Origin of the sequence: Methylophilus sp. 42 (assembly GCF_000384155.1) — a bacterium.
GTDB lineage: Bacteria > Pseudomonadota > Gammaproteobacteria > Burkholderiales > Methylophilaceae > Methylophilus.
Genome location: NZ_KB913031.1, coordinates 278,984 through 301,293 on the forward strand (window position 1 = coordinate 278,984; position 22,310 = coordinate 301,293).

A 22,310-nucleotide genomic window follows, 5' to 3' on the forward strand; every position below is an offset into this window, starting at 1 on the left:
TTACGTCTTTTTCTTTTAAGGATGCCAATGAACGCTATTGATAAAAATATCAAGTTCGTCAACGCTGATGCCAAAGTTGACGAAGCTGCTACCAAACCGTTTGCCAAATCGCGCAAAATCTACGTTGAAGGTTCCCGCCCTGATATCCAGGTGCCATTCCGTGAAATTTCATTGAGTGATACACCGTCCAGTTTTGGCGGTGACACCAATCCACCAGTCGTGGTCTACGACACTTCAGGCCCTTACACTGACCCGACGGTCGAGATTGATATCCGTAATGGTTTGCCAGCACTGCGTGCCCAGTGGATCATGGAGCGTGGCGATGTGGAGCAACTGGATGGCCCGACCTCAGAGTTTGGTCATCAGCGCCTGGTCGATCCACAGTTGGCAGAAATGCGCTTTAACCTGCACCGTAAACCATTGCGGGCAAAGGCTGGCCAAAACGTGAGCCAGATGCACTATGCGCGTAAAGGCATCATTACGCCTGAGATGGAATTTATCGCCATCCGCGAAAACCAGCGCCGTGAAAACATGAGCGAATTGCTGCAAACACAGCATCCTGGTCAGAATTATGGCGCCAGCATTCCAGCCGTGATTACGCCAGAGTTTGTGCGTGACGAAGTGGCCCGTGGCCGCGCCATTATCCCAGCCAACATCAACCACCCGGAAATCGAGCCGATGATTATTGGCCGTAATTTCCTGGTCAAGATTAACGCCAATATCGGTAACTCAGCCCTCGGTTCTTCGATTTCTGAAGAGGTGGAGAAAATGGTATGGGGTACACGTTGGGGCGGCGATACCGTAATGGATCTGTCTACCGGTAAAAACATCCACGAAACCCGTGAGTGGATTATCCGTAACTCACCTGTGCCGATTGGCACTGTGCCTATCTACCAGGCCTTGGAAAAAGTAAACGGCAAAGCCGAAGACCTGACTTGGGAAATCTTCCGCGATACATTGATTGAGCAAGCTGAGCAGGGCGTGGATTATTTCACTATCCATGCGGGTGTACGCCTGGCGTACATTCCGATGACTGCCAAGCGTATGACCGGTATCGTGTCACGCGGCGGTTCGATTATGGCGAAATGGTGTTTGGCGCATCACCAAGAATCCTTCCTGTATACGCACTTCGAAGATATCTGCGAAATCATGAAGCAGTACGATGTGTCTTTCTCACTGGGTGATGGCTTGCGTCCTGGCTCTATCTACGATGCTAACGACGAAGCGCAATTTGCAGAACTCAAAACCTTGGGCGAACTGACGCAAATTGCCTGGAAGCACGATGTGCAATGTATGATCGAAGGCCCAGGCCACGTGCCTATGCACCTGATCAAAGAGAACATGGATCTGCAACTGGAACACTGTGGTGAAGCTCCGTTCTACACCCTGGGCCCATTGACCACTGACATCGCACCTGGCTATGACCACATCACTTCCGGTATCGGCGCGGCCATGATCGGCTGGTACGGCTGTGCGATGCTGTGTTACGTCACCCCGAAAGAGCACTTGGGCTTGCCAGACAAAGAGGACGTACGCGTAGGTATCATTACCTACAAAATTGCTGCGCACGCTGCAGACCTGGCAAAAGGTCACCCAGGCGCACAAATTCGTGACAATGCTTTATCAAAAGCACGTTTCGAATTCCGCTGGGAAGACCAGTTTAACCTCGGCCTGGATCCGGAAAAAGCCAAGGAATTCCACGACGAAACCTTGCCACAAGAGGGCGCTAAACAAGCCCACTTCTGCTCTATGTGCGGCCCACATTTTTGCTCGATGAAGATCACACAAGACGTCCGTGATTATGCGGATAAGCTGGGGGTTGATGAACAAGCCGCCCTGCAAAAAGGTATGCAGGAAAAAGCGATTGAATTCGTGAAAAAAGGGAGCGAGGTTTATCAGAAGGTGTAACCTGTCTGATTAACGCTTAAAAGCCAGCAGCGATGCTGGCTTTTTTTATGGCTATTTGCGACACGTGCCAGACAATATGCGGCCTGTTTTCTGCAAAGTGCCTCGGGCACAACATCAGTCACGGTAACGGTGTTAAGGTTTGTCTATCTATGCCAAAGGGGTGTGCCATGTCGTCTATTCTGGATAATGTGCTGAAAGAATTACCTGCTTATTTGGGTAGTTTTACCCAGATGCTGACGCAGCCAAAGCAACTGGTGCGTGACCATTTGCAGACTGACGATGCCAAAACCAGGCTGGAGCAGTCGATTGCATTCTTGTTACTCTCATTCACTATTGCGGTTGTGCTGGCGGTGGTGTTTCCCGAAATGACCAATCCTGTGCAATTGGCCAGTGATGAAGCTGGCATGGCTGCACATGCGCTGGCGGCGGTACGGTTATTGTTCGAATTATTGGGTTTGTCGGCGCTGGCTTATCTGGCGGCTAAAGTCGCGGGGGTACAAAGTGGTTTTCAGCGCTTTTTCGGGGTGATGTGTGCGGCTTGTGGCGTCATGCTGGTGATACAGGTATTGGCCGCCTCGCTCACCAATATCAGCCTGGCTGACCCGGTCACGGCAAAATCGTGGATCGCGCTGGAAAGAGGTATGGCAGAGCTCAAGCCCTTGCTGGAGCAGGGCGTGCTTTGCGCGACCAATGCCCAGACGGGTGACGTGAGTCCCAATGCGCAGCTGGGCACACAACTACAATCTCAGCTGGCGGCGTTGCAGGCCATTTATTTGCAGGCAACCGACCGGCCCTTGTTTAAGCTGGCGGCCGGACTGCAATTGCTGGCATTGCTTATTCTGCTGATCTGGTCAGGTCGGCTATGGGCGCTGTATCTGCAAGGCCATGCACTCAGTACCGGTAAGGTGGTATTGGCGACGGTATTGCTCGTTGTATTTACTGGTGCAGGCACGCTGGTGTATGAGTTGGTGAATGCCGGGCGCACCATGATGGACTTATACCGGCATTGCGGATGAATTATTTGGCAGGTATTTGCGGCGTTTATTCCCTGATTCTGTCATAGCAACCCGCGTTATAGTCCACCATCTACTCAAGCGGCTAAAGGGCATCCATCATGGCGGACAACCTGCAAAGCAGTATCGTACGAGACTTCCGGCAGACATTGTTGTGGCCGATACAGTTGATGACCGACCAGCAGAGTGCTGGCGAGGTGCATTGCCCCTGGCAACTGCTAAAAGCCGCGCCTGACTCGCCCTGGGTTGAGATACAAGACGAGTTTCTGCAGGCTTCTCCGTATTTGAGCGAAGCACGCTATCAGGAGTTTGTGACGTTTTTGCCGTTTGCCCAGCGCTTTTTGTATGGTGAAGGCAAACATGGTCGTGAGTCTGGTGGCTATGGTGAGTCGCCCATCCATATTTTCACGCGTAGCGATATTCACCAGGTGCGTATTACCCTGCATGGCGAGCCTGAGCCCATCGTCCTGCGGGTGTCTCACGTCGAGTTGTATTTCTTTTTTGATATTGATGTCGCCATGCTGGCATTTGAGGTGACAGGTAAAGATCTGCCATTGAAATCTGCCATGGAGGTGATGTACCGCCTGGGCCGGACTTACCCTAACTATTGGGATGATACGGGCGAAGGCGGTCACTGTGCCCAGTTAATTGAATGGCTGGATCAGCAGGGCCAAGTGCTTGCGCGCTCCGATTATGAAGACAAAGCGCGTTATCTCTCTTATGTGAAAGAAAACCATGTGCCTTGCGTGTCATTGCACTGGCTGGCGTTGCTGCATCCTTTGGTGCCCCATTATTCCGACCAGGCCGGAGCCTTACGCTACCGTGAAATTGAGTACCAGCGCATGCCCTTGATGGCCTACCTGTCGTTTGACGATGTCAGCCAGCTGAGTCGGGGCGACCTGATTCGCCTTGGTCTGGTGTGTCAGCCCTGGCATTCGGAAACCCTGCCATTTACCGAACACTTTTTGCAGGAATTCGAAAAGCATAATTGCTATGACCGCTATTGGGACGAAGCCCGGCAAGACCCGTGGAGTACTACCCGCATCATGTGTACCGGGCAAAACTTTGTCGTGGTCGGCAGTCATCAGCACCGCGTATTTACCAATGAGCGGACCGGTATCAAGCGCCATTACCAGAACCAGTATTTCCTGCTGTTTTTAATCGCACATTTTCAAAAAGCCGCTTTGCTGATGTTGTCAGACCGCATGGTGCAAGCTATTAGCCGCCTCGATATCCAGAGCGAAGACTCGGTGAAAAATTTCCGCAACCGTATTCGTAACGCTACTGCGGTGTTTTTACGCTTTACGCATCGCTATTGGTTTGAAAACGTCTCAGACCAGGCTGTGGCTAAAGACCTGTTTTCACTCATGCTGAAACAACTGGATTCGGTAAGCCTGTTTGAAAAAACCCGCCGCCGCATTATGGACATGGCCGAATATCTGGAAGGCGAGGAAATCAAGCGCCAGGCCGACACCGTCGTCCGCCTGACCGTCGTGACGATTCTGGGCCTGATTGGCACCATGACCACAGGTTTGCTGGGTATGAACCTGATTGACCTTACGCAAGCCAGCACGCTGGAGAAACTGGCTTATTTCTCGGTTGTGTTTATTCCGGTCAGCTTGCTCACGTTTTACACCGTCATTAAATCCAGGCGGCTGTCATTGTTTCTGGATGCGCTTTCCAACGAGGGCGCAGGCTTGCGCTATAAATTGGCCAAGCTGCGCAGTGTCTGGGTCGGTAAGCTGGATGATCGATAAAGCGATGCTCTAAGATGGATGACCATGCTGCCAAGTCCAACAGTTGTTAAAAAGTGAATCTTTGCGCTTAAACACTATCAAACCAAAACCAGCGAAATACTGGCAATATTGATAGGAGAACGACATGAGACGCAGGCTCTATTTTGTTTTACCCAATATTAGAAGTGCGCAAGCCATGATGAATGAGTTGCTGTTGGAACGCATTGATGAAGATCATATTCACTTTCATGCAAAAAATGAGCAGACCCTGGGTAACTTGCCTAAAGCCAACGCTGTGGAAAAATCTGATGTGGTTTACAGTGCGCTGGCGGGGTTTGTGTTTGGTGCCGTGTTCGGGCTGTTTGGCGGCATGCTGGCATATTTGGTGCCCTGGTGGTTTGGTGAGGTCACGTTGATGGTGATCCCGTATTGCATGGTGTTGGGTGCCTTGTCATGTGCTGCCTGGGCAGCGACGGTGGCAACGGCCGCGCCCAGTTACCGGATCAAGTCATATTCTGCCCAAATTGAGCAGGGCAATATCTTGATGATTGTGTCTGTGCCCTTGCGCCGGCTGAGTGAGGTGCGTCAGCGGCTGATGCGGCATCACCCGGAGGCCATGTATAGTGGTGTCTGGCCAGCAGAGCATCGGCTCTTTCCGTAAATATCGACTGATGAAATACAAAAGCCAGCAATGCTGGCTTTTGTATTTAACGGGCTTCTTTTAACCAGATCGGGCTAAGCTCAAAACTACCGCCCTCATGACTGACCAGGATTTGACGGTCCTGGATGGTAAAGCTGATCGTCAGTCCGCGCGCAGCAGCGGCCGCCAATTGCTCAGTCTCGGGCAGGTTAATCACGGTCACATTGTCGTGCTTGAGTACCGCTTTATGGTTCTGATCCCACCACATGTCCGCTGTTCTGCCGCCATAGAGCACTTGCACGACCTGCGCTGACCGACCGCAGGCTTTGCGGATGTCGCGCTCATCAGGCAAGCCCACGCAAATCCAGCGTTCAATCGCCCCAGTCAGGTCTTTTTGCCAGAGGTCGGGTTCATCGTCTTCGCTCAGGCCTTTGCCAAACAGCAGTGTTTCCCCTGCATATAGTGCAAAGGCCAGCAGGCGCACCATCAAGCGTTCATCGGTCTCGGACGGATGTTTGGCCAGCGTGAGATGATGTTGCTGGTAATAGTGCCGATCCATGTCAGCAATATTGACATCGATTTTATAAATAGTGGATTTCAGGGTCATGCGTCAGTGGGCTTGAGCGATAAAAGTAAAAGTGCTGCGAGTATAGCAAACATGCGCGTGCACATGGGGCTGGTGACGTATGTATCTGCCAAGCTACAACAAATTGCTTGCTTCTTTAAGCTGCCCATGTAAAATGAAAATGAAACGTTTTATTTTTATTTTATGCAAGCACTTTCATCCCCTAATCTCCCGGATGCGTCACCAATGAAAACCAAAGTCGGCCGTCCAAAATCAGGCACCGAGCAGGAGCGTCATATCTTGCTGCTGGAGCAGGCGTTAGCACTGTTCATGACAGAGGGCGTGACGCAAACCAGTGTGGCGCATATTGCCTCTGTGTGTGGGGTCTCGACGCGGACCATCTATGAGCGCTTCAGCAATAAATATGAATTACTGATTGCGGCCATGCGGCATATGGTGGAGCAGGATGTGTCTGCCATGGTGAAGGTAGAGGATCTGCCTAACCAGTCATTGCAGCAGGTACTGACCGATATTGGCCGCTTTGCGCTCAACCGCGTGATGGAGCCGCGCATGCTGTCATTTTTCCGTATCGGGATTGCCGAGGCGGCGCATATTCCTGAATTGTCACGTGCGATGAAAACAGTCGGGCCGCAGCGCATCCATCAGATGCTGGCGGATGTGTTCCGTTTTTACGCGACACGCGGTGAGTTACCCGCCCAGGATTTTATGCGAGCGGCGGAGTCATATTGTGAGTTGTTAATTGCAGCGCCGCGAACCAAAGCGTTGTTTGGTGTGCTGGAACCAGACTGGGATGCAGAAGCGCATCTGGCATTTGTGGTGAATTTATTTTTACGTGGATTAGAGGGAATGGAGCCGGGTCATGCAGCGTCATAAACACTGGTATTGGCTGTTGCTGTGTTTGCCGCTGGCGAGTTGCTCGGTGATTGACGAATATATTCGCCCAAAACCAGTGACTGCCGAGCAGTGGCAAGCCCCTTTGCCGCACAGTGGCAGCGTGGCTGCATTAACAGACTGGTGGGCACAATTTAACGACCCGGTGCTCAACCAACTACTAGGTGAGGCGCAAAAAGAAAGTCCTTCGCTGGAGATCGCGCTGGCCAATATCCGTGTGGCGCGCGCCAACGTACTATCCGCACGTGCGCAAGGTATTCCGGATTTAACCAGCACTGGCAGCGTCACCAAGAGCAAAGGCGGTGGCGGTAATGCGGCTTTCCCCTCCAGCACCATAGAAATTGACTCCGTGTCGCTGGATGCCAGTTGGGAGATCGACCTGTTTGGCAAGATGAAAGCGGCCAAGCAGGCGGCCAAAGCGCAACTCGAGTCGAAGAAGATTGCCTGGCATGATGCACGACTCACGTTGGCGGCGGAAGTTGCTAATAACTATGTCAATTATCGTGCTTGCCAAGCCTCCGTGCAGGCGTTGCAGCAGGCTTACGATTCGCGTTATGAGACCGCGCGTTTGACAGGCATTTCAGCCAAGGCAGGATTTTCTGCCCCGTCTGATCTGGCACTGGCAGAGGCAGCCACACGCGCCAGCGAGTCGACGCTGGATGGTCAGCAAGCGGAATGTGATGGTCTAATCAAAGCATTGGTTGAGCTCACTAATCTGCCAGAACCTGCCTTGCGCGATTTACTTGCTAAAGGCAAAGGGATGCCGGAGCCAGTGATGTTTGATGTGAGCGCGTTACCAGCAAATCTGCTGACCCGTCGCCCGGACTTGGTTATCGATGAGCGCAATTTGGCTGAAGCTAGCGCCAATATTGGCGTCTCTAAGGCACAAATGTATCCAAGCCTGAGCCTGACAGGCTCTATTGGTTACCGCCGGACGAATTTTAACGGCACGGTCACGCGGACGGATTCATGGTCTTATGGCCCGACGCTTAAATTGCCGATTTTTGACGGCGGTACGTTGCGGGCAGACCTGGCTGAAGCACGTGCCAATTTCGACAGTTTGCTGGCAACCTACAAACAGGATGTGCGCAGTGCCGTGAAAGAGGTCGAGCAAGCGCTGGTCAATCTGGATAGTGCAACGCGACGAGCGCAGTCTGAGCAAGCCAGTGCGCAGCAATATCAGCAATATTTTAAAGCGGCTGAAATCAACTGGAAGTCTGGCGGCCTGGATTTGCTGTCGCTGGAAGACGCGCGCCGCCAAAAAATTAACGCCGAGCTCAATGTGATTACACAGCAAAAGAATCGGGTATTACAGTGGATCGCCTTGTATAAAGCCTTTGGCGGCGATTGGCTGGAAACACAAAAAACAGTTAAACCTCCACTGAAACCCATGGAGAAAAGGTAAGCATCATGGCAAATAAACTGACAAAAAAAACCAAGTTTCTAATCATTTCAGCGTTGCTGGTCGGCATTAGCGTGTGGTTCTGGCAGCATCCCTTACATCAAGCGGAGCTGGCCGAAAAGCGCGGTAACCGACAGCCAGGCAGTACGGCTGACAATCAACAGGCTGAGCATGGCCAGGCCACCAAAGCTGCACTGAGTGTGGAGCTGACGCGTCCAGCGATTGTGCAATGGCCGATGACATTGGTACTCAATGGCAGTATTTATCCATGGCAGGAGGCGCTCGTCAGTGCAGAAATCGCTGGCTTGCGTATTCAGCAAGTGTTGTCTGACGTGGGTGCGCAGGTCAGCAAGGGGCAATCGCTAGTCTTGTTGGCTGATGATACCGTGAAAGCTGATTTGCAAAAGCAACTGGCCACGGTGGAAAAAGATAAAGCAGCGCTGGCCGAGGCTAAAAGCAATGCGGATCGTGCGCGTGAAATCAAAGACAGCGGGGCATTATCGGCACAAAAAATTAATGAATATATGATTGCCGAACAAACGGCACGCGCGAATCTGGCCTTGTCCGAGGCTGAGTTGGAAAACCAGAAAATCCGCCTGCGTCAAACCAAAGTGGTGGCGCCGGACGATGGTGTGATTTCGTCCCGTTCTGCCAATCTGGGCAATGTGGTGTCTGCGGGCACCGAATTGTTCCGGTTGGTGCGTCAGGGCCGTATTGAGTGGCGGGGCGAAGTGAATGCAGATCAGCAAACGGCCTTGCATGCAGGTCAGGCGGTACGTCTGAATTTGTCGGGCGGTAAAGCGGTGACGGGTAAGGTCCGCCTGATTTCGCCGACGGTCGATAGCAATACGCGCAATGCGCTGGTGTATGTGGACATTCCTAAAGATAGCGCCAAACCTGGCATGTATGTGCAAGGTCAGGTCGATATTGGCCAGCAGCAAGGCATGGCTGTGCCATTGGGGGCAGTGACTTACCGTGATGGGTTTGCCTATGTATTTGAATTAACGGCCGCCGATGCGCAGGGTTTGCGCAAGGTGATTCAGCGCAAAGTGCAAACCGGCCGCACCCGTGGCGAGCAGATTGAGTTGCTGAGTGGCGTGACTGCCGAGGCGTCCTTGGTATTGAGTGGCGGTGCCTTTTTAAATGATGGTGATACGGTCAAAGTCATCACCACGACCAAGCGCGGGGCTTAAGTATGAATTTTTCTGCCTGGTCTATCCGTAACCCGGTACCGGCCATTTTGCTATTTGTGGTACTGAGCTTTCTTGGCCTCAAATCACTTAACCAGTTAGGCAAACAAAACTTCCCTGATATTGAGTTGCCCGTGATCACCGTGGGTGCGACGCTGGAGGGCGCTGCGCCACCGCAACTTGAGACTGAAGTGGCACGCAAGATCGAAGACAAGATTGCGACCATCGGTGGTATTGAGCACATGACCACCACCATCACCGATGGCAGTGTCAGCATCGCGGTGCAATTCACGATTGATACCAACAGTGAAGAAGCATTGAACCTGGTGCGCAATGCGGTCGATAGTGCCCGTTCTGAATTGCCTGCCGCTGTGACGACGCCTACGGTTTCCAAGCTCACCACCTCAGGTAGTGCTATTTTGACCTTTGTCGCTTCGGCTGAGAATATGGACGAAGGCGAGCTGTCGTGGTTTGTTGACAATGAAGTCAGCAAAGCCATGCTGGCGGTGAACGGCGTGGGCAAGATTACGCGTACCGGTGGCGTAGACCGCGAGGTACAGGTGAATCTGGACCCTACCTTGATGGCCGGTTTGGATGTGGATGTCAGCGATGTGTCGGCGCAGCTCAAGCGCGTGCAGCAAGACGCTTCTGGCGGGCGTGGTGATATCGGTGACAATATCCAGTCGGTGCGTACATTGGGCGCGCTACACAGTGCAGACGAGGTGCGCCATCTGGATATTCCGCTTGGTGATGGCCGCCATATCAAGTTGTCGCAAGTAGCCGAGGTGCTTGATACCTATGCCGAGCGCACCACCTATGCCAGTTATGATGGCAAACCGGTCATTCGCTTTGAAATTACGCGCAGCAAAGGCACCAGTGAAGTTACGGTGGCCAAAGATGTACGCGCGGCGCTGGAGAAGTTTGAGCAACTGCATCCGCAGGTGAAGATTATCGAAGCGTTTAACATGGTGAAGCCGGTAGAAGACAACTACGAAGGCTCCATGCACCTGCTGTATGAAGGTGCGCTGCTGGCCATCCTGGTGGTCTGGTGGTTCTTGCGCGATTGGCGCGCCACGATTATTGCCGCCGTGGCCTTGCCGCTGTCTATGATTCCTACGTTTGCGTTTATGCAATATTTGGGCTTTTCGCTCAATGTGTTGACCTTGCTGGCGATGGCCCTGGTGGTCGGGATTTTGGTCGATGACGCCATTGTGGAGATTGAAAATATTGTGCGCCACTTGCGCATGGGTAAAACGCCGTATCAGGCCGCGATGGAAGCCGCCGATGAAATTGGCTTTGCCGTGATTGCAACCACATTTACGCTGGTGGCGATTTTCCTGCCAACGGCGTTTATGGGCGGTATTCCTGGCAAGTTTTTCAAGCAGTTTGGTATCACGGCGGCCATCGCAATTCTTGGCTCATTGGTGGTGGCGCGGTTGTTAACGCCCATGATGTCTGCTTATCTGCTCAAGCCGCATGCAGCTAAAGAGGAAGAAGACTCTTCGTCCATGCGCGTGTATTTGCGTTGGGTGGGCTGGTGTTTGCAGCACCGCAAAACCGTCGTGGCAGGCTTTGTGCTGTTTATTGTCGGCTCGCTGAGCCTGATGCCTTTGCTGCCTAAAGGCTTCGTGCCTTCTTCTGATAGTAGCCAGACCAAGGTTAATATTGAGTTGCAACCGGGCACGCCCCTGGCGCAAACGCGGCAGGTGGTGCAGATGGCCGAACACATCGTCAAGCAGCATCCAGAAGTGAAGGCCGTGTTTAGTGCGGCAGGTTCTGCCAGCACCGGCGGTGGCGGGCCGAATGCTGCGCAAAATACGACTGATGTGCGTAAAGGCAGCCTGGTGATCAGCCTGACGGATCGTAGTGAACGCAAACAAAAGCAATCTGAAATTGAAGCGGACTTGCGTGAGCGGCTGAAAAACCTGCCAGGCGCACGGGTGACCGTAGGCATAGGCGAGTCAGGTGAGAAACTGCAAATTACGCTGGCCAGTGACGATGCCAATGCCCTGACCAGTGCCAGCCAGCAGTTGCAGCAGCAATTGCGCACCTTGAGTGGCGTCGGCAATATTACGTCCAGTGCCAGTTTGCAGCGGCCAGAGGTGCAGATTATTCCTGATGTCGACAAAGCCGCTGAGTTAGGCGTCACTGTGGAATCGATTGCGCAAGTGATACGTGTAGCCACATCGGGCGACTTTACCAATACCATGCCCAAGTTGAATTTACCGCAGCGCCAGGTGCCAATCCGCGTGCGCTTGGGCCCTAGCGTGCGTAGCAGTCTGCAAGAGATCGCGCAGCTACGCGTGCCATCGCGTAATGGCAGCGTCAGTCTGGAAACTGTGGCGACTGTGCGCATGGGCAGCGGCCCGCAGCAAATTGACCGTATGGACCGCATGCGTAATGTCACCTTTGATATTGAGCTGAATAAACGCCAGATTGGTGAAGTGTTGCGCGAAGTGCAGCAACTGCCTGCCATGCAGAACCTGCCGCCGAGCGTGAAACAACTCGAAGCGGGCGATGCCAAGCGCATGAATGAACTGTTCAGCAGTTTTGGCGGCGCTATGATTATCGGTGTGATGTGCATCTATGTGGTGCTGGTGCTGTTGTTTGGCGATTTCTTGCAGCCAGTGACCATTCTGGGCGCGTTGCCGTTGTCATTGGGGGGCGCCTTTTTTGCCCTGCTGGTGACACATAACAGCTTCTCTATGCCGAGCGTGATCGGCTTGTTGATGCTGATGGGCGTCGTCACCAAAAACTCTATCTTGCTGGTGGAATACACCATCATGGCGCGAAAAGAGCGCAAATTGAGTCGATTTGACGCCATTATCGACGGCTGCCATAAACGTGCACGGCCGATTATCATGACGACGATTGCCATGGCGGCCGGTATGATGCCGATTGCGCTGGGTTGGAGTGCAGACCCGAGTTTCCGTTCGCCGATGGCGATTACGGTGATTGGCGGGTTAATTACCTCAACCTTGCTTAGTCTGGTGGTAATTCCGGTGTTGTATACCTATGTGGATGATTTGTTGGGCTGGTTGCGCGGTTTGGGGAGATTGGCGCGGAAGCACGTTTAGTCCCTATTCACTTGCAAGTTAGCTTAAAACCAGACGTGCTGAGAGGTGCGCCTGGTTTTTTATTTATGGGTGGGATCTCGGAGGGAAGGTAATTCTTTGGCGGGTGGATTGATAAGCTGCTTTTCGCCTTTTCGGCGAGTTACTTTTCTTTGCTTGCCCAAAGAACAAGTAACCAAAAGAAAGTGCACCCCAGCTTCCGCTTGTTTCCTGTGCTACTCGGCTTGTCGGGCGTCCATCGAAACTCGCCCTGACAAGCCACACAAGACGTGGCTTGTTGCGGAGCTCAAACAGCCGATGGCCGAGAACTCCCGTCAATCCTGCGTTGCTCGGCGCGGCAGATGGGGACCCCGAACACCTAATGAGCCCCACCATTATTGCCCTTAACAAACCAATCTGTTTTTTTTGAACCGTTCAGATTTCTACAATGTGAGTTTGGCGAGATAAATCCCATCCCATCACGCTGAGTAGCGGAGACAAAATAAGAGGAGAGGGAGCGGCTGTCCGAATCCCGCGGTGGGCTGCGTCGTTTGCAGCCCGCTAGGATGAGTTTCGTGACCGGCTTATTTTGTTGAGCAACGCAAGGAAGCCGTCAGGCCGTGATGGCTGGGTGCCCTCCTCTTTGGTTACTTTCTGAGGGGCAAGCATCAGAAAGTGACTCGCCTAAAGGCGAAAAGGGACGCTTCTTACGAAGAGAGGCGTGTTACAAATAATTAGCTTTTAAGCGCACATTCCACACGCTCAACCACTATTTTTTGTAACTGATCTCTAATCGCGGTACTAAGTGGCTGCACCTCGGAATCCCGCATAGATTCTCCCCAGTGGCTATTCGGAAAATGCCTGTCACTCTCGAATCTAGGCAATACATGCCAATGCATATGCGGCGTTTTGTTGCCCAAACTGGCCAGGTTGATTTTGTCCGGCTGTATCACTTCACGCACGGCAGTTTCCACCGCAAACACCACTTTCATGGTGCGGGCGCGGTCGGCTGGCAGCAGGTCAGTCATTTCTTTGACGTGTGCAAGTAACTCGACGCGGCAATAGGCAGGATAGTCTGCGTCATGCAGTAACACCACGCGGCAGAAATCATCTTGCCACAGTAAGTCCTGCGATGTTGGCAGGCAGAGTGGGCACTGACTCATCAGGAAACTGCCAGCATTCTGTCCAGGGTGAGTTTAGCCAGTTTGGCTTCATGCTCAGGCACTTTGATCTGATTAACCACATTGCCTTCGGCCAGATTTTCCAGGCACCAGGCCAGGTGTTGTGGGTCGATACGTGCCATGGTCGAGCATTCGCAGACGACGTGGCTCATAAATTGCACCAGCTTGTTTTGCGGTTTCATTTCTTCAGCCAGGCGGGTGACCAGATTGAGCTCGGTGCCGACCAGCCATTTGGTGCCTGGTTCGGCTTCGCTCACGGTGCGCAGGATATACTCGGTAGAACCGACATAGTCTGAGTTGATGCAGACTTCAAACGCGGTTTCCGGGTGCGAAATCACTTTGCCATCCGGGTGCTGGGCACGGAACTGGTCGATATTCTGTTTGCGGAACATCTGGTGTACCGAGCAATGACCTTTCCATAACAGGATTTTGGCATCTTTGATTTGTTGCTCGGTCAGGCCACCCATGGGCAGGTCTGGATCCCACACCGGCATTTGCTCCAGTGGAATGCCCATTTTGTAGCCGCTCCAGCGACCCAGGTGCTGGTCGGGGAAAAACAGGATTTTTTCGCGTTGGCTAAAGCCCCATTCGAGGATTTTCGGCGCGTTGGTGCTGGTGCAGACGATGCCACCGTGCTCACCACAAAATGCTTTTAAGTCCGCGGCGGAGTTGATATAGGTGACCGGCGTGATGGTTTCATCAAAGTTGAGCACTTTACTCAGCTCGCGGTAGCTGCGCTCGACCTTGGCCAGGTTGGCCATGTCTGCCATGGAACAACCAGCAGCGAGGTCGGGTAGTACGACAATCTGCTCGGGGCGGCTCAGAATATCAGCGACCTCGGCCATAAAATGCACGCCAAGGAAGACGATGAACTCTGCATCCAGGCTGTCGCAATATTTGGACAGTTTTAAGGAGTCACCAGAGTAATCGGCATGTCGATAGACGCTTTCATGCTGGTAGTGGTGGCCCAGAATTACCAGGCGTTTGCCTAGCTTTTCGCGGGCCGCGAGGATGCGCGCCTGACAATCATCGTCTTTGGCCGCTTGGAATTTATCAAATTGGATGGTGGCTGTTTGCATGCTTTAAGTGTATGGGCCAGGCCCGGTACGAAAAACGTTATTTTACAGCTGATTAGACTGAATCCCAATCATATTAGTGCCTGATAAAACCAGATTATGCTTCTCGCCCAGGCGCCGTAAGGCATCGACATTGGTCCAGCTGAATACTTTTTTGGCTGCTTCGCGCCAATCCAGCCATTCATAGCGTGTATGCTCGTTTGGCGCCAGTGTGACTGCCATGGCGGATGGCAGGCATAATCCAAACAGGTGTTCGGTGTTTTCGGTGACGCCAGGCGCGTAGCGGTGGCGCCAGTGCGGATAGATTTCATAGCTATTGCTAGCCTGCCAATCCTCAAAATCATAAGCCAGTGCATCCAGTCCGGTTTCTTCTTTCACTTCGCGGATGGCCGCCTGGTAGGGTGTTTCGCCTGCTTCTATACTGCCAGTAACCGATTGCCAGAAGCCTGCTTTGTCAGCGCGCTCCAGCAATAACACCTGCAAATCGGGCGTATGGATCAGAATCAGGGCAGAAACCGGGGTCTTGTAATGTTGTGTCATGCAAGTATTGTCTATAAACGCCGTTATATTGTCCATGACGGCATCTAATACTGAAAGTGCTTATTTCGTGTAGTGAAAGATTGTCGTAAGCCGTTCTGAGTATTATGATCAAAAAATAAAGTATCTAAAAATAGGGAATGATCAATGTTGAGGCGTCAGCTAGGCTGGGCATGTATCATGCTGATAGTGAGTGCGCGGTGTTTACTGGCTGCTGATGCCGCATCTACTGGTATCGCAGATCCTATCGTACTAAATCAATTGTCTTTGCGGCAGGCGGAGCAACTGTTTGCGGGGGGCAACCGCGAGTTGCTGGCAGCCAAGCGCGCAGTTGAGGGCGCCGAGGCGGATACCCTGATCGCAGGGCAACGGCCTAACCCGGTCCTGTCGCTAGGACTCTCCAGTGTTAACGTCAATCGTGGCCAGGGTAATATGAACCAGAACGGTTCCAACGGCCTGTGGGACAAAACTTATAACTCCGCGTTGCAAGTTAGTCAGTTGTACGAGCGTGGTAACAAGCGCGAGCTGCGTACTGCCGTGGCCGAAAGTGCGGTGAAGGCTTCCGGCTTCGATTTCAAAGAAACTTATCGCCAGCAAGCCTTGGCGATGGCCACTGCTTATTTTGATCTCAAACTGGCGCAAGACACGTTGCTGATCCAACAGGCGAATGTCGCTTCTTATGATAAAACCTTGCAGGCGGCGCAACTGCGGCTGAAGGCGGGCGATGTGGCTTCGGCTGATGTCGCGCGCATTCGGGTGGATGCCCTGCGCGCCAGCAATGATTTACGGCAGGCAGAGGCCACCTTGCAGAAAGCGCAGGCCTTGTTAGCCTATTTGCTGGGTAAAGATCAGGATGCTGCCAGACTCTATGTATCTGACCCTTGGCCCAGCCTGGTTTCAGACCAGCTGGCAGGGACGGAAAGCAACTGGCTACCGCAACGTTCAGATGTACAAGCCGCTGAGGCGCGCATGGAGCAGGCGCAGCAGGCCAGAAAACTGGCCGAATCCCTCAAAACCAGGGACCTGACCTGGTCGCTGGCTTATCAACACTTCCCGGGACAAGAACCCGGCTCTGCGCCGGATACAGTGGGCGCTTCTGTCAGTATTCCGCTATTTACCAATTATCAATATGAAGGCGAAGCGGCGCGGGCCGAAGTGGATTACACCACTGCCATGGAAGCCAAAGAACAGGTCAGGGCAGCGGCCGTGGCTGAAATGCGTCGTGCCAAAGCAGATTTGCAGGCAGCGGTGGATAAAAATCGTCGCTTTGACCAGAGTATTCTGAGCGAAGCGCAAACAGCGGCCGATGCTGCCGAATTTGCTTATCGGCATGGTGCCATGAGTGTGATGGACCTGCTGGATGCCAGACGTATTTTACGTGCCCTGCAACTGGAAGCCGCCAGTGTAAAAGCGGATTATGCCAAATCACTGTCTGCCTGGCTGGCCGCCACCCGCCAGGCTTTTACTTATCAAGACTAACACACTATGACCACGCCTAACTCTAAGCAAATATTCATGCGGGCCATGCCAAGCAGCGGCTATTTTTTAATGGTCATGCTGGCTGGAGTAATGTTTTCCAGCCAGGCCAGTGCGGCAGACAAAAGTACTGGCAACACACGCGATGCCAATGAAATCGTACTGACTGCAGGGTCGCCACAACTGACCAGCTTAAAGGTCGAGCCGGTGACAGAAATTCCGGTGCCAGTCACCGAGCCTTTGAATGGCAAGATTGTATTGGATGAAAACAGGACGGCGCGTATCTTTTCGCCGGTGGCTGGACGGGCACTGACCATCAAGGCGCAGGTGGGCGACAGCGTGAAAGCCGGGCAGACCTTGCTGGTGATGGACTCACCAGACGTGGGTGGTGCCGTGGCCGATGTGCGCAAAGCGCAGGCAGACATGCAGCTGAAGCAGCAGGCATTGGAGCGTAGCCGTATGCTGGTTGAAGGTGGCGTGTTGGCGAAGAAAGAGGTGGAAGTGGCGCAAGCCGATTGGGCAACTTCCCGCGCAGAGTCGGCGCGTGCAACGGCCCGACTGAAAAATCTCGGGGTTTCAACGGCTGCCAATGATAATTACGCATTACGTTCACCGATTGCAGGCGTGGTGGTTGATCGCAAAATCAATCCTGGCAGTGAAGTGCGGCCAGATGCTGCAGAGCCTTTGTTTATTGTCACCGACCCTGGTCATTTATGGGCCAGCATTGATTTGCCAGAGCGCGACTTAAGCAGAATCTCGCAAGGGCAGAAACTGAGCGTAGAAGTCGATGCCTATCCTGATGAAGTGTTTAGTGGCGAGGTCAAAACCATAGGCGTCATGGTCGACCCGACCACGCGCCGTATCCCCGTGCGTTGTGTGGTGGAGAGCAATGGCAAACTGAAGCCGGAAATGTATGCACGCATCACGCCATTGGATAACAGCCAGCACCGGGTGATTCGCTTGCCCAATAGCGCGCTGATTACAGAAGGCCTGTATAGCTATGTGTTTGTTGAAGAGCGCCCTTTGCATTTTAAAAAACGCAAAGTCACACTCGACCTGCAACGTCGGGAATATGCCACGGTAAAAGACGGTTTGAAGCCGGGTGAACGCGTGGTGGTCGGTGGTGCGATTTTATTGAATTCTGATTTATCAGTGAGTAAATAAAGCATGTTAAAAGGCTTGATCACTTTCTCGCTGCAACAACGCGTCTTCCTGCTGATCGGCGCGGTGGTGCTGACTATTTTTGGCTGGGTTGCTGTTCAGAATCTGCCGATTGAAGCGTTCCCGGATGTAGAGGATGTGCATGTCATTATTGTCACGCAATCCCCCGGCATGGCGCCCGAAGAGGTGGAGCGGGTGGTTTCCTTACCCATAGAGCATGGTATGAGCGGGGTGCCGGGCCTGGCACAAATCCGCTCGGTGTCTATCACGGGTCTGTCGGTTGTCACCTTGACGTTTGCCGAACGCACCGAAGATTATTTTGCCCGGCAACAAGTGCTGGAGCGTTTGCAGGGCGTGAGTCTGCCGACAGGCTTACAGCCCACCCTGGCGCCGTTGACGACGGCGGTGGGTGAAGTCTACCGCTACCTGGTGGAAGCACCCAAAGACATGCCGCAACGTGAAGTGCGCGCGATCCAGGACTGGAAAATTATTCCGCAACTGCGCATGGTGCCTGGCGTGGCAGATATCACCAGCTTTGGCGGTACGGTCAAAGAGTATCAAATCAAGCTGGACCCTTATCGTCTGAAAAAGTTTGCCGTCAGCATTGACCAGGTTAATCAGGCCGTAGGCAACAACAGCAGCAACGTTGGTGGTGGCTTGATGCATCGTGGTGATGAATCGCTGGTGGTGCGTGGCATCGGCCTGTTTCACAGCCTGGATGATATTGCGCAATCGGTGGTAGACACACGTGACGGTAAACCCATCCTGGTGAGTGATCTCGGCCAGGTGGTGATTGGTGACCGGCCGCGTTCTGGCATCGTGTCGTTTAACCAGCAGGATGACATCATTGAAGGCATCGTGCTGATGACCAAGGGCCAAAATGCGGCCAAAGTGATTGAGGCTTTGCGTGCCAAGGTGGAGGTGGTCAATGAGTCACTGCCGGCCGGGGTGAAAGTGGTGCCATTCTATGACCGCACCGGCCTGGTACAACATACGGTACATACGGTGTCAGAAAACCTGATTGTTGGCGCCCTGTTGGTGGTGACGATTCTGGTGGTGTTTCTGCGTAACTGGCGTGCGGCACTGATTGTGGCCTCGGTGATTCCGTTGTCATTGCTGTTTGCCTTTATTGTGATGGATTTGCGTGGTGTGTCTGCTAACCTGATTTCACTGGGGGCGGTGGATTTCGGCATTATTATCGACAGTGCGGTCGTGCTGGTCGAAGCATTGATGGTGCGTCTGGCAGTGGCAGAGGTTGATAAAAATCCGACGCATACCGGCCTGGCCTGGCGTATGCAAACCTTGAAAAGTACGGCCATTGATATGGGGCATCCTATCCTGTTCTCCAAGGCCATCATCATTACCGCGTTTCTGCCTATTTTTACTTTCCAGCGGGTAGAGGGCAAAATCTTTTCGCCCATGGCGTTTACGCTTAGCTTTGCCTTACTGGGCGCCATTATCCTGACCTTAACCCTGGTGCCAGCCTTACTGTCATACACCATGAGTCGCGAAGACATGGCGGAAAAACACAGCGGCTGGATGCACAGGTTGCAGGAGACTTATCGCAATATCCTGCTCAAAAGTAGCCAATCCCGGGCGCTGGTCGTGATTGCTTCAGTCGCGATATTGGTGGTATCTGTGGTATCTGCGCCTATGCTGGGCTCGGAGTTCTTACCCAAGCTGGATGAAGGCAATATCTGGCTCACGGTTGACCTGCCCCCTTCAGCCAGCCTGGAAAAAACCAAGGACGTCGAGCGCGAAATCAGGCGCATTCTCAATAGTTACCAGGAAGTACGGTTAGTGGTTGCGCATGTCGGTCGCCCAGATGATGGCACAGACCCTAAGGGGCCATACCATATGGAAATCCTCGCCGACCTTAAACCACATAGCGAATGGAAGTTTGCCGATAAAGAAGCGCTGATTAAAGACATGTCGCGCCGCATTCACGAGATTCCTGGCGTGCCTACCAATTTTTCCCAAGTGATTCAGGACAGTGTGGAAGAAGCATTGTCCGGGGTAAAAGGTGAGATCGCCGTGAAGATTTTTGGGCCGGATTTGGCGATTCTTGAGCAAAAGGCCGGAGAAGTGGTTGATGCCATGAATACGGTACGCGGCGCAACCGATGTTGCGGCGGTGCGTATTTCCGGCAACTCTGAGCTCGACATTACCTTGAATCGTAATCAGTTGTCGCGCTATGGCTTGATGGTTGGCGATGTGAACAATACGGTACAAACGGCATTGGCAGGCAATCCAGCCAATACTTTTTATGATGGTGACCGCCATTTTGACGTCACATTGCGCTTAGACCGGCCATTCCGGGATTCTGTCGATGACATTGATGAGTTGCCGATTGCCTTGCCTAATGGCGGCGGCAGTATTCCATTGAGCGAGGTGGCCGAGGTGACGATCAAGCAAGGGGCGTCGCGGGTGAGTCGTGAAGCGGGTGCGCGCATTGTGTCGATCAAGGCCAATATTACAGATAGGGACCAGGGCAGCTTCGTGAAAGAGGCGATGCAGACAGTTAAGGCGCAAGTGAAGTTACCGCCAGGTTACACCATGACCTGGGGCGGCCAGTTTGAGAACCAGCAGCGCGCGATGAAGCGGCTGATGGTGATTGTGCCGTTGTCGGTATTACTGATTTTTGTATTGCTGTTCTGGGCGTTTAAGTCGGTGAAAAATGCCTTGCTGGTATTGCTGATGATTCCGTTTACGCTGGTAGGTGGCTTGGCAGGTTTGGCGGTCTCAGGTTTGCACCTGTCTGTGTCTGCGGCGGTTGGCTTTATTGCATTGGCAGGCATCTCGGTGCAAAACGGTGTGATTATGGTCGAGCAGATCAAAAACCTGATGCGTGAAGGACGCAGTGTGACTGAGTCGGTGATCGACGGTGCGGTGGCAAGATTACGCCCCATTTTAATGACGGCGCTGATGGCTGGGCTGGGCCTGATGCCTGCGGCACTTTCGCATGGCATTGGTTCAGAAACGCAGCGGCCTTTTGCGGTGGTGATTGTGGGTGGGTTGATTACCGCCACTTTGTTCACCTTGTTATTGCTGCCCTTGTTGTTCCCGTTGTTCTCAGATGTACGCCGTCGTAAATCGTAATGGGTGATCTGGTTTTAGAAAACCAATATGGTGGTTTATTTCAGCCGACTGCGATTGCAGTTCAATCTATGAAAAAATTAATTGATTAATAATCAATGGCTTGTGGTTTTCGGGGAGTTGGCACGTTATATGCAGTTAGAGAGATAGTCACTCAGCTTGCAGGTTGGGCGACCTTGTAATCTCCAAAATGTAAGTATTGAAGCAAACTGCATATAACCACAACAATGAGCAATCGTTCCCCGATTATCCTTTCCCGAGGATATTGCTTGCCCCAAGCTTTCGAGCTTGGGTTTTTTTTGCCCAGAATGGTGTTTGATGAAATCCGCTTGATTAAGCCTGATTGCGCTTTTCGGCGTTGACCAGGTTTTTTGGTAACTGGAAAACGACGTTTTCAACCACGCCTTGTAGTTCTTCAACGTGGGCCGCGCCCATGTTTTGCAACGCAGCAATCACTTCCTTCACTAGCACTTCTGGCGCAGAGGCGCCCGCCGAGATACCGATCTTACGTTTGCCTTGTAACCATGCGGCTTGCAAATGGCTGGCGTTGTCGACCATATAGGCTTCTACGCCCTGGTTTTTCGCGACTTCGCGTAGACGGTTGGAATTTGAGCTATTGGGTGAACCGACAATAATCACCAGGTCACAGTCTTTGGCCATGACTTTGACTGCGTCTTGCCGGTTTTGCGTGGCATAGCAAATGTCATCGCTCTTGGGTGCTTTAATCGTTGGGAAGCGCACTTTCAAGGCATTGATCACCTGCGTAGCATCATCGACGGACAATGTGGTTTGCGTCACATAGGCCAGTTTGTCCGGGTCTGTCACTTGCAGTGCGGCCACATCCTCAGGTGTTTCCACCAGGTGCATGCCTGCTTCAGACTGACCCATGGTGCCTTCTACTTCTGGATGGCCCTTGTGGCCGATCATGATGATTTCCATGCCATCTTTGCGCATCTTTGCCACTTCAATATGTACCTTGGTCACCAGCGGGCAGGTGGCGTCAAATGCCGTCAGGCCACGTGACTCTGCCTCTGCGCGCACGGCTTTAGACACGCCATGGGCGCTGAAAATGACGATACTGCCTGCCGGAATTTTTTCCAGCTCATCGACAAAAATTGCGCCTTTGTCACGCAACTGGCCAACGACAAATTTGTTGTGCACCACTTCATTGCGTACATAGATCGGTGCACCGAACTTTTCCAGCGCTTGCTCGACAATGATGATGGCACGGTCTACCCCGGCGCAAAAGCCGCGCGGATTAGCCAGTACAATATTGGGTGTCACTTCTGTTTGCATAATGAATTCCGTCATAGGATGCTGCATTCTGCGCCTGCCAATACCAAGGTCAACCACAAGGTCTGGCA

The 22,310-nt window shown here is 52.8% G+C and carries 16 protein-coding genes; 11 read left to right on the forward strand and 5 right to left on the reverse strand.

The window, feature by feature from the left end:
- Nucleotides 1-27: 27 nt before the first annotated feature.
- The 4 genes from thiC (at nt 28) to MET42_RS0101295 (ending at nt 5,318) form a co-directional block, all read left to right on the forward strand.
- Nucleotides 28-1,908: a phosphomethylpyrimidine synthase ThiC gene (gene thiC, locus MET42_RS0101280; RefSeq protein WP_019880884.1), complete on the forward strand. Its 1,881-nt coding sequence runs from the start codon at nt 28-30 to the stop codon at nt 1,906-1,908.
- A gap of 167 nt (nt 1,909-2,075) precedes the next feature.
- Entirely contained in the window at nt 2,076-2,924 is an 849-nt protein-coding gene (locus MET42_RS0101285; protein WP_019880885.1) for a hypothetical protein, read from the forward strand.
- A gap of 98 nt (nt 2,925-3,022) precedes the next feature.
- On the forward strand, nt 3,023-4,678 hold the full coding sequence (locus MET42_RS0101290; protein WP_019880886.1) for a hypothetical protein: 1,656 nt from the start codon (nt 3,023-3,025) through the stop codon (nt 4,676-4,678).
- Nucleotides 4,679-4,802: 124 nt separating this feature from the next.
- Nucleotides 4,803-5,318, forward strand: coding sequence for a hypothetical protein (locus MET42_RS0101295; protein WP_019880887.1), 516 nt, complete (start codon nt 4,803-4,805; stop codon nt 5,316-5,318).
- Nucleotides 5,319-5,364: 46 nt separating this feature from the next.
- Here MET42_RS0101295 and MET42_RS0101300 read toward each other — a convergent pair whose 3' ends face one another.
- Nucleotides 5,365-5,904, reverse strand: a complete 540-nt coding sequence (locus MET42_RS0101300; protein ID WP_019880889.1) for a YaeQ family protein — start codon at nt 5,902-5,904, stop codon at nt 5,365-5,367.
- A gap of 204 nt (nt 5,905-6,108) precedes the next feature.
- On the opposite strand from MET42_RS0101300, the gene MET42_RS0101305 reads away from it, so the two are divergent.
- The 4 genes from MET42_RS0101305 to MET42_RS0101320 are packed head-to-tail and all read left to right on the forward strand — an operon-like array spanning nt 6,109 to nt 12,443.
- The gene (locus tag MET42_RS0101305; RefSeq protein ID WP_019880890.1) at nt 6,109-6,756 is read left to right on the forward strand and encodes a TetR/AcrR family transcriptional regulator; all 648 of its coding nucleotides are present in this window, start codon (nt 6,109-6,111) and stop codon (nt 6,754-6,756) included.
- A complete protein-coding gene (locus tag MET42_RS0101310; RefSeq protein ID WP_019880891.1) occupies nt 6,743-8,179 on the forward strand; it encodes an efflux transporter outer membrane subunit in 1,437 nt (478 codons plus the stop codon). Before MET42_RS0101305 ends, MET42_RS0101310 begins: the two co-directional genes overlap by 14 nt.
- 5 nt (nt 8,180-8,184) lie before the next feature.
- A complete protein-coding gene (locus MET42_RS0101315) occupies nt 8,185-9,369 on the forward strand; it encodes an efflux RND transporter periplasmic adaptor subunit (protein ID WP_019880892.1) in 1,185 nt (394 codons plus the stop codon).
- 2 nt (nt 9,370-9,371) lie between these two features.
- Complete coding sequence (locus tag MET42_RS0101320) at nt 9,372-12,443, forward strand: efflux RND transporter permease subunit (RefSeq protein ID WP_019880893.1); 3,072 nt, start codon at nt 9,372-9,374, stop codon at nt 12,441-12,443.
- Nucleotides 12,444-13,153: 710 nt separating this feature from the next.
- Here MET42_RS0101320 and MET42_RS0101325 read toward each other — a convergent pair.
- Genes MET42_RS0101325 through nudB form a run of 3 tightly spaced genes read right to left on the reverse strand, consistent with a single transcriptional unit; the run spans nt 13,154 to nt 15,216 of the window.
- Complete coding sequence (locus MET42_RS0101325) at nt 13,154-13,582, reverse strand: HIT family protein (RefSeq protein WP_019880894.1); 429 nt, start codon at nt 13,580-13,582, stop codon at nt 13,154-13,156.
- Nucleotides 13,582-14,679, reverse strand: a complete 1,098-nt coding sequence (nadA, locus tag MET42_RS0101330; protein ID WP_019880895.1) for a quinolinate synthase NadA — start codon at nt 14,677-14,679, stop codon at nt 13,582-13,584. Before nadA ends, MET42_RS0101325 begins: the two co-directional genes overlap by 1 nt.
- Before the next feature lie 42 nt (nt 14,680-14,721).
- Nucleotides 14,722-15,216 carry a dihydroneopterin triphosphate diphosphatase gene (gene nudB / locus MET42_RS0101335; RefSeq protein ID WP_019880896.1) on the reverse strand — a complete coding sequence of 165 codons (495 nt, stop codon included), beginning with the start codon at nt 15,214-15,216 and terminating at the stop codon, nt 14,722-14,724.
- Between the two features lie 144 nt (nt 15,217-15,360).
- Between nudB and MET42_RS0101340 the strand changes: the two genes are divergently transcribed.
- The 3 genes from MET42_RS0101340 to MET42_RS0101350 are packed head-to-tail and all read left to right on the forward strand — an operon-like array spanning nt 15,361 to nt 20,949.
- Nucleotides 15,361-16,692: a TolC family protein gene (locus MET42_RS0101340; protein WP_019880897.1), complete on the forward strand. Its 1,332-nt coding sequence runs from the start codon at nt 15,361-15,363 to the stop codon at nt 16,690-16,692.
- 36 nt (nt 16,693-16,728) lie between these two features.
- The gene (locus MET42_RS0101345; protein WP_019880899.1) at nt 16,729-17,853 is read left to right on the forward strand and encodes an efflux RND transporter periplasmic adaptor subunit; all 1,125 of its coding nucleotides are present in this window, start codon (nt 16,729-16,731) and stop codon (nt 17,851-17,853) included.
- A gap of 3 nt (nt 17,854-17,856) precedes the next feature.
- Nucleotides 17,857-20,949 carry an efflux RND transporter permease subunit gene (locus MET42_RS0101350; RefSeq protein WP_019880900.1) on the forward strand — a complete coding sequence of 1,031 codons (3,093 nt, stop codon included), beginning with the start codon at nt 17,857-17,859 and terminating at the stop codon, nt 20,947-20,949.
- 330 nt (nt 20,950-21,279) lie between these two features.
- Here the strand turns inward: MET42_RS0101350 and ispH are convergent, their stop codons facing one another.
- Nucleotides 21,280-22,257, reverse strand: coding sequence for a 4-hydroxy-3-methylbut-2-enyl diphosphate reductase (gene ispH, locus MET42_RS0101360; RefSeq protein WP_019880902.1), 978 nt, complete (start codon nt 22,255-22,257; stop codon nt 21,280-21,282).
- Nucleotides 22,258-22,310: the final 53 nt, after the last annotated feature.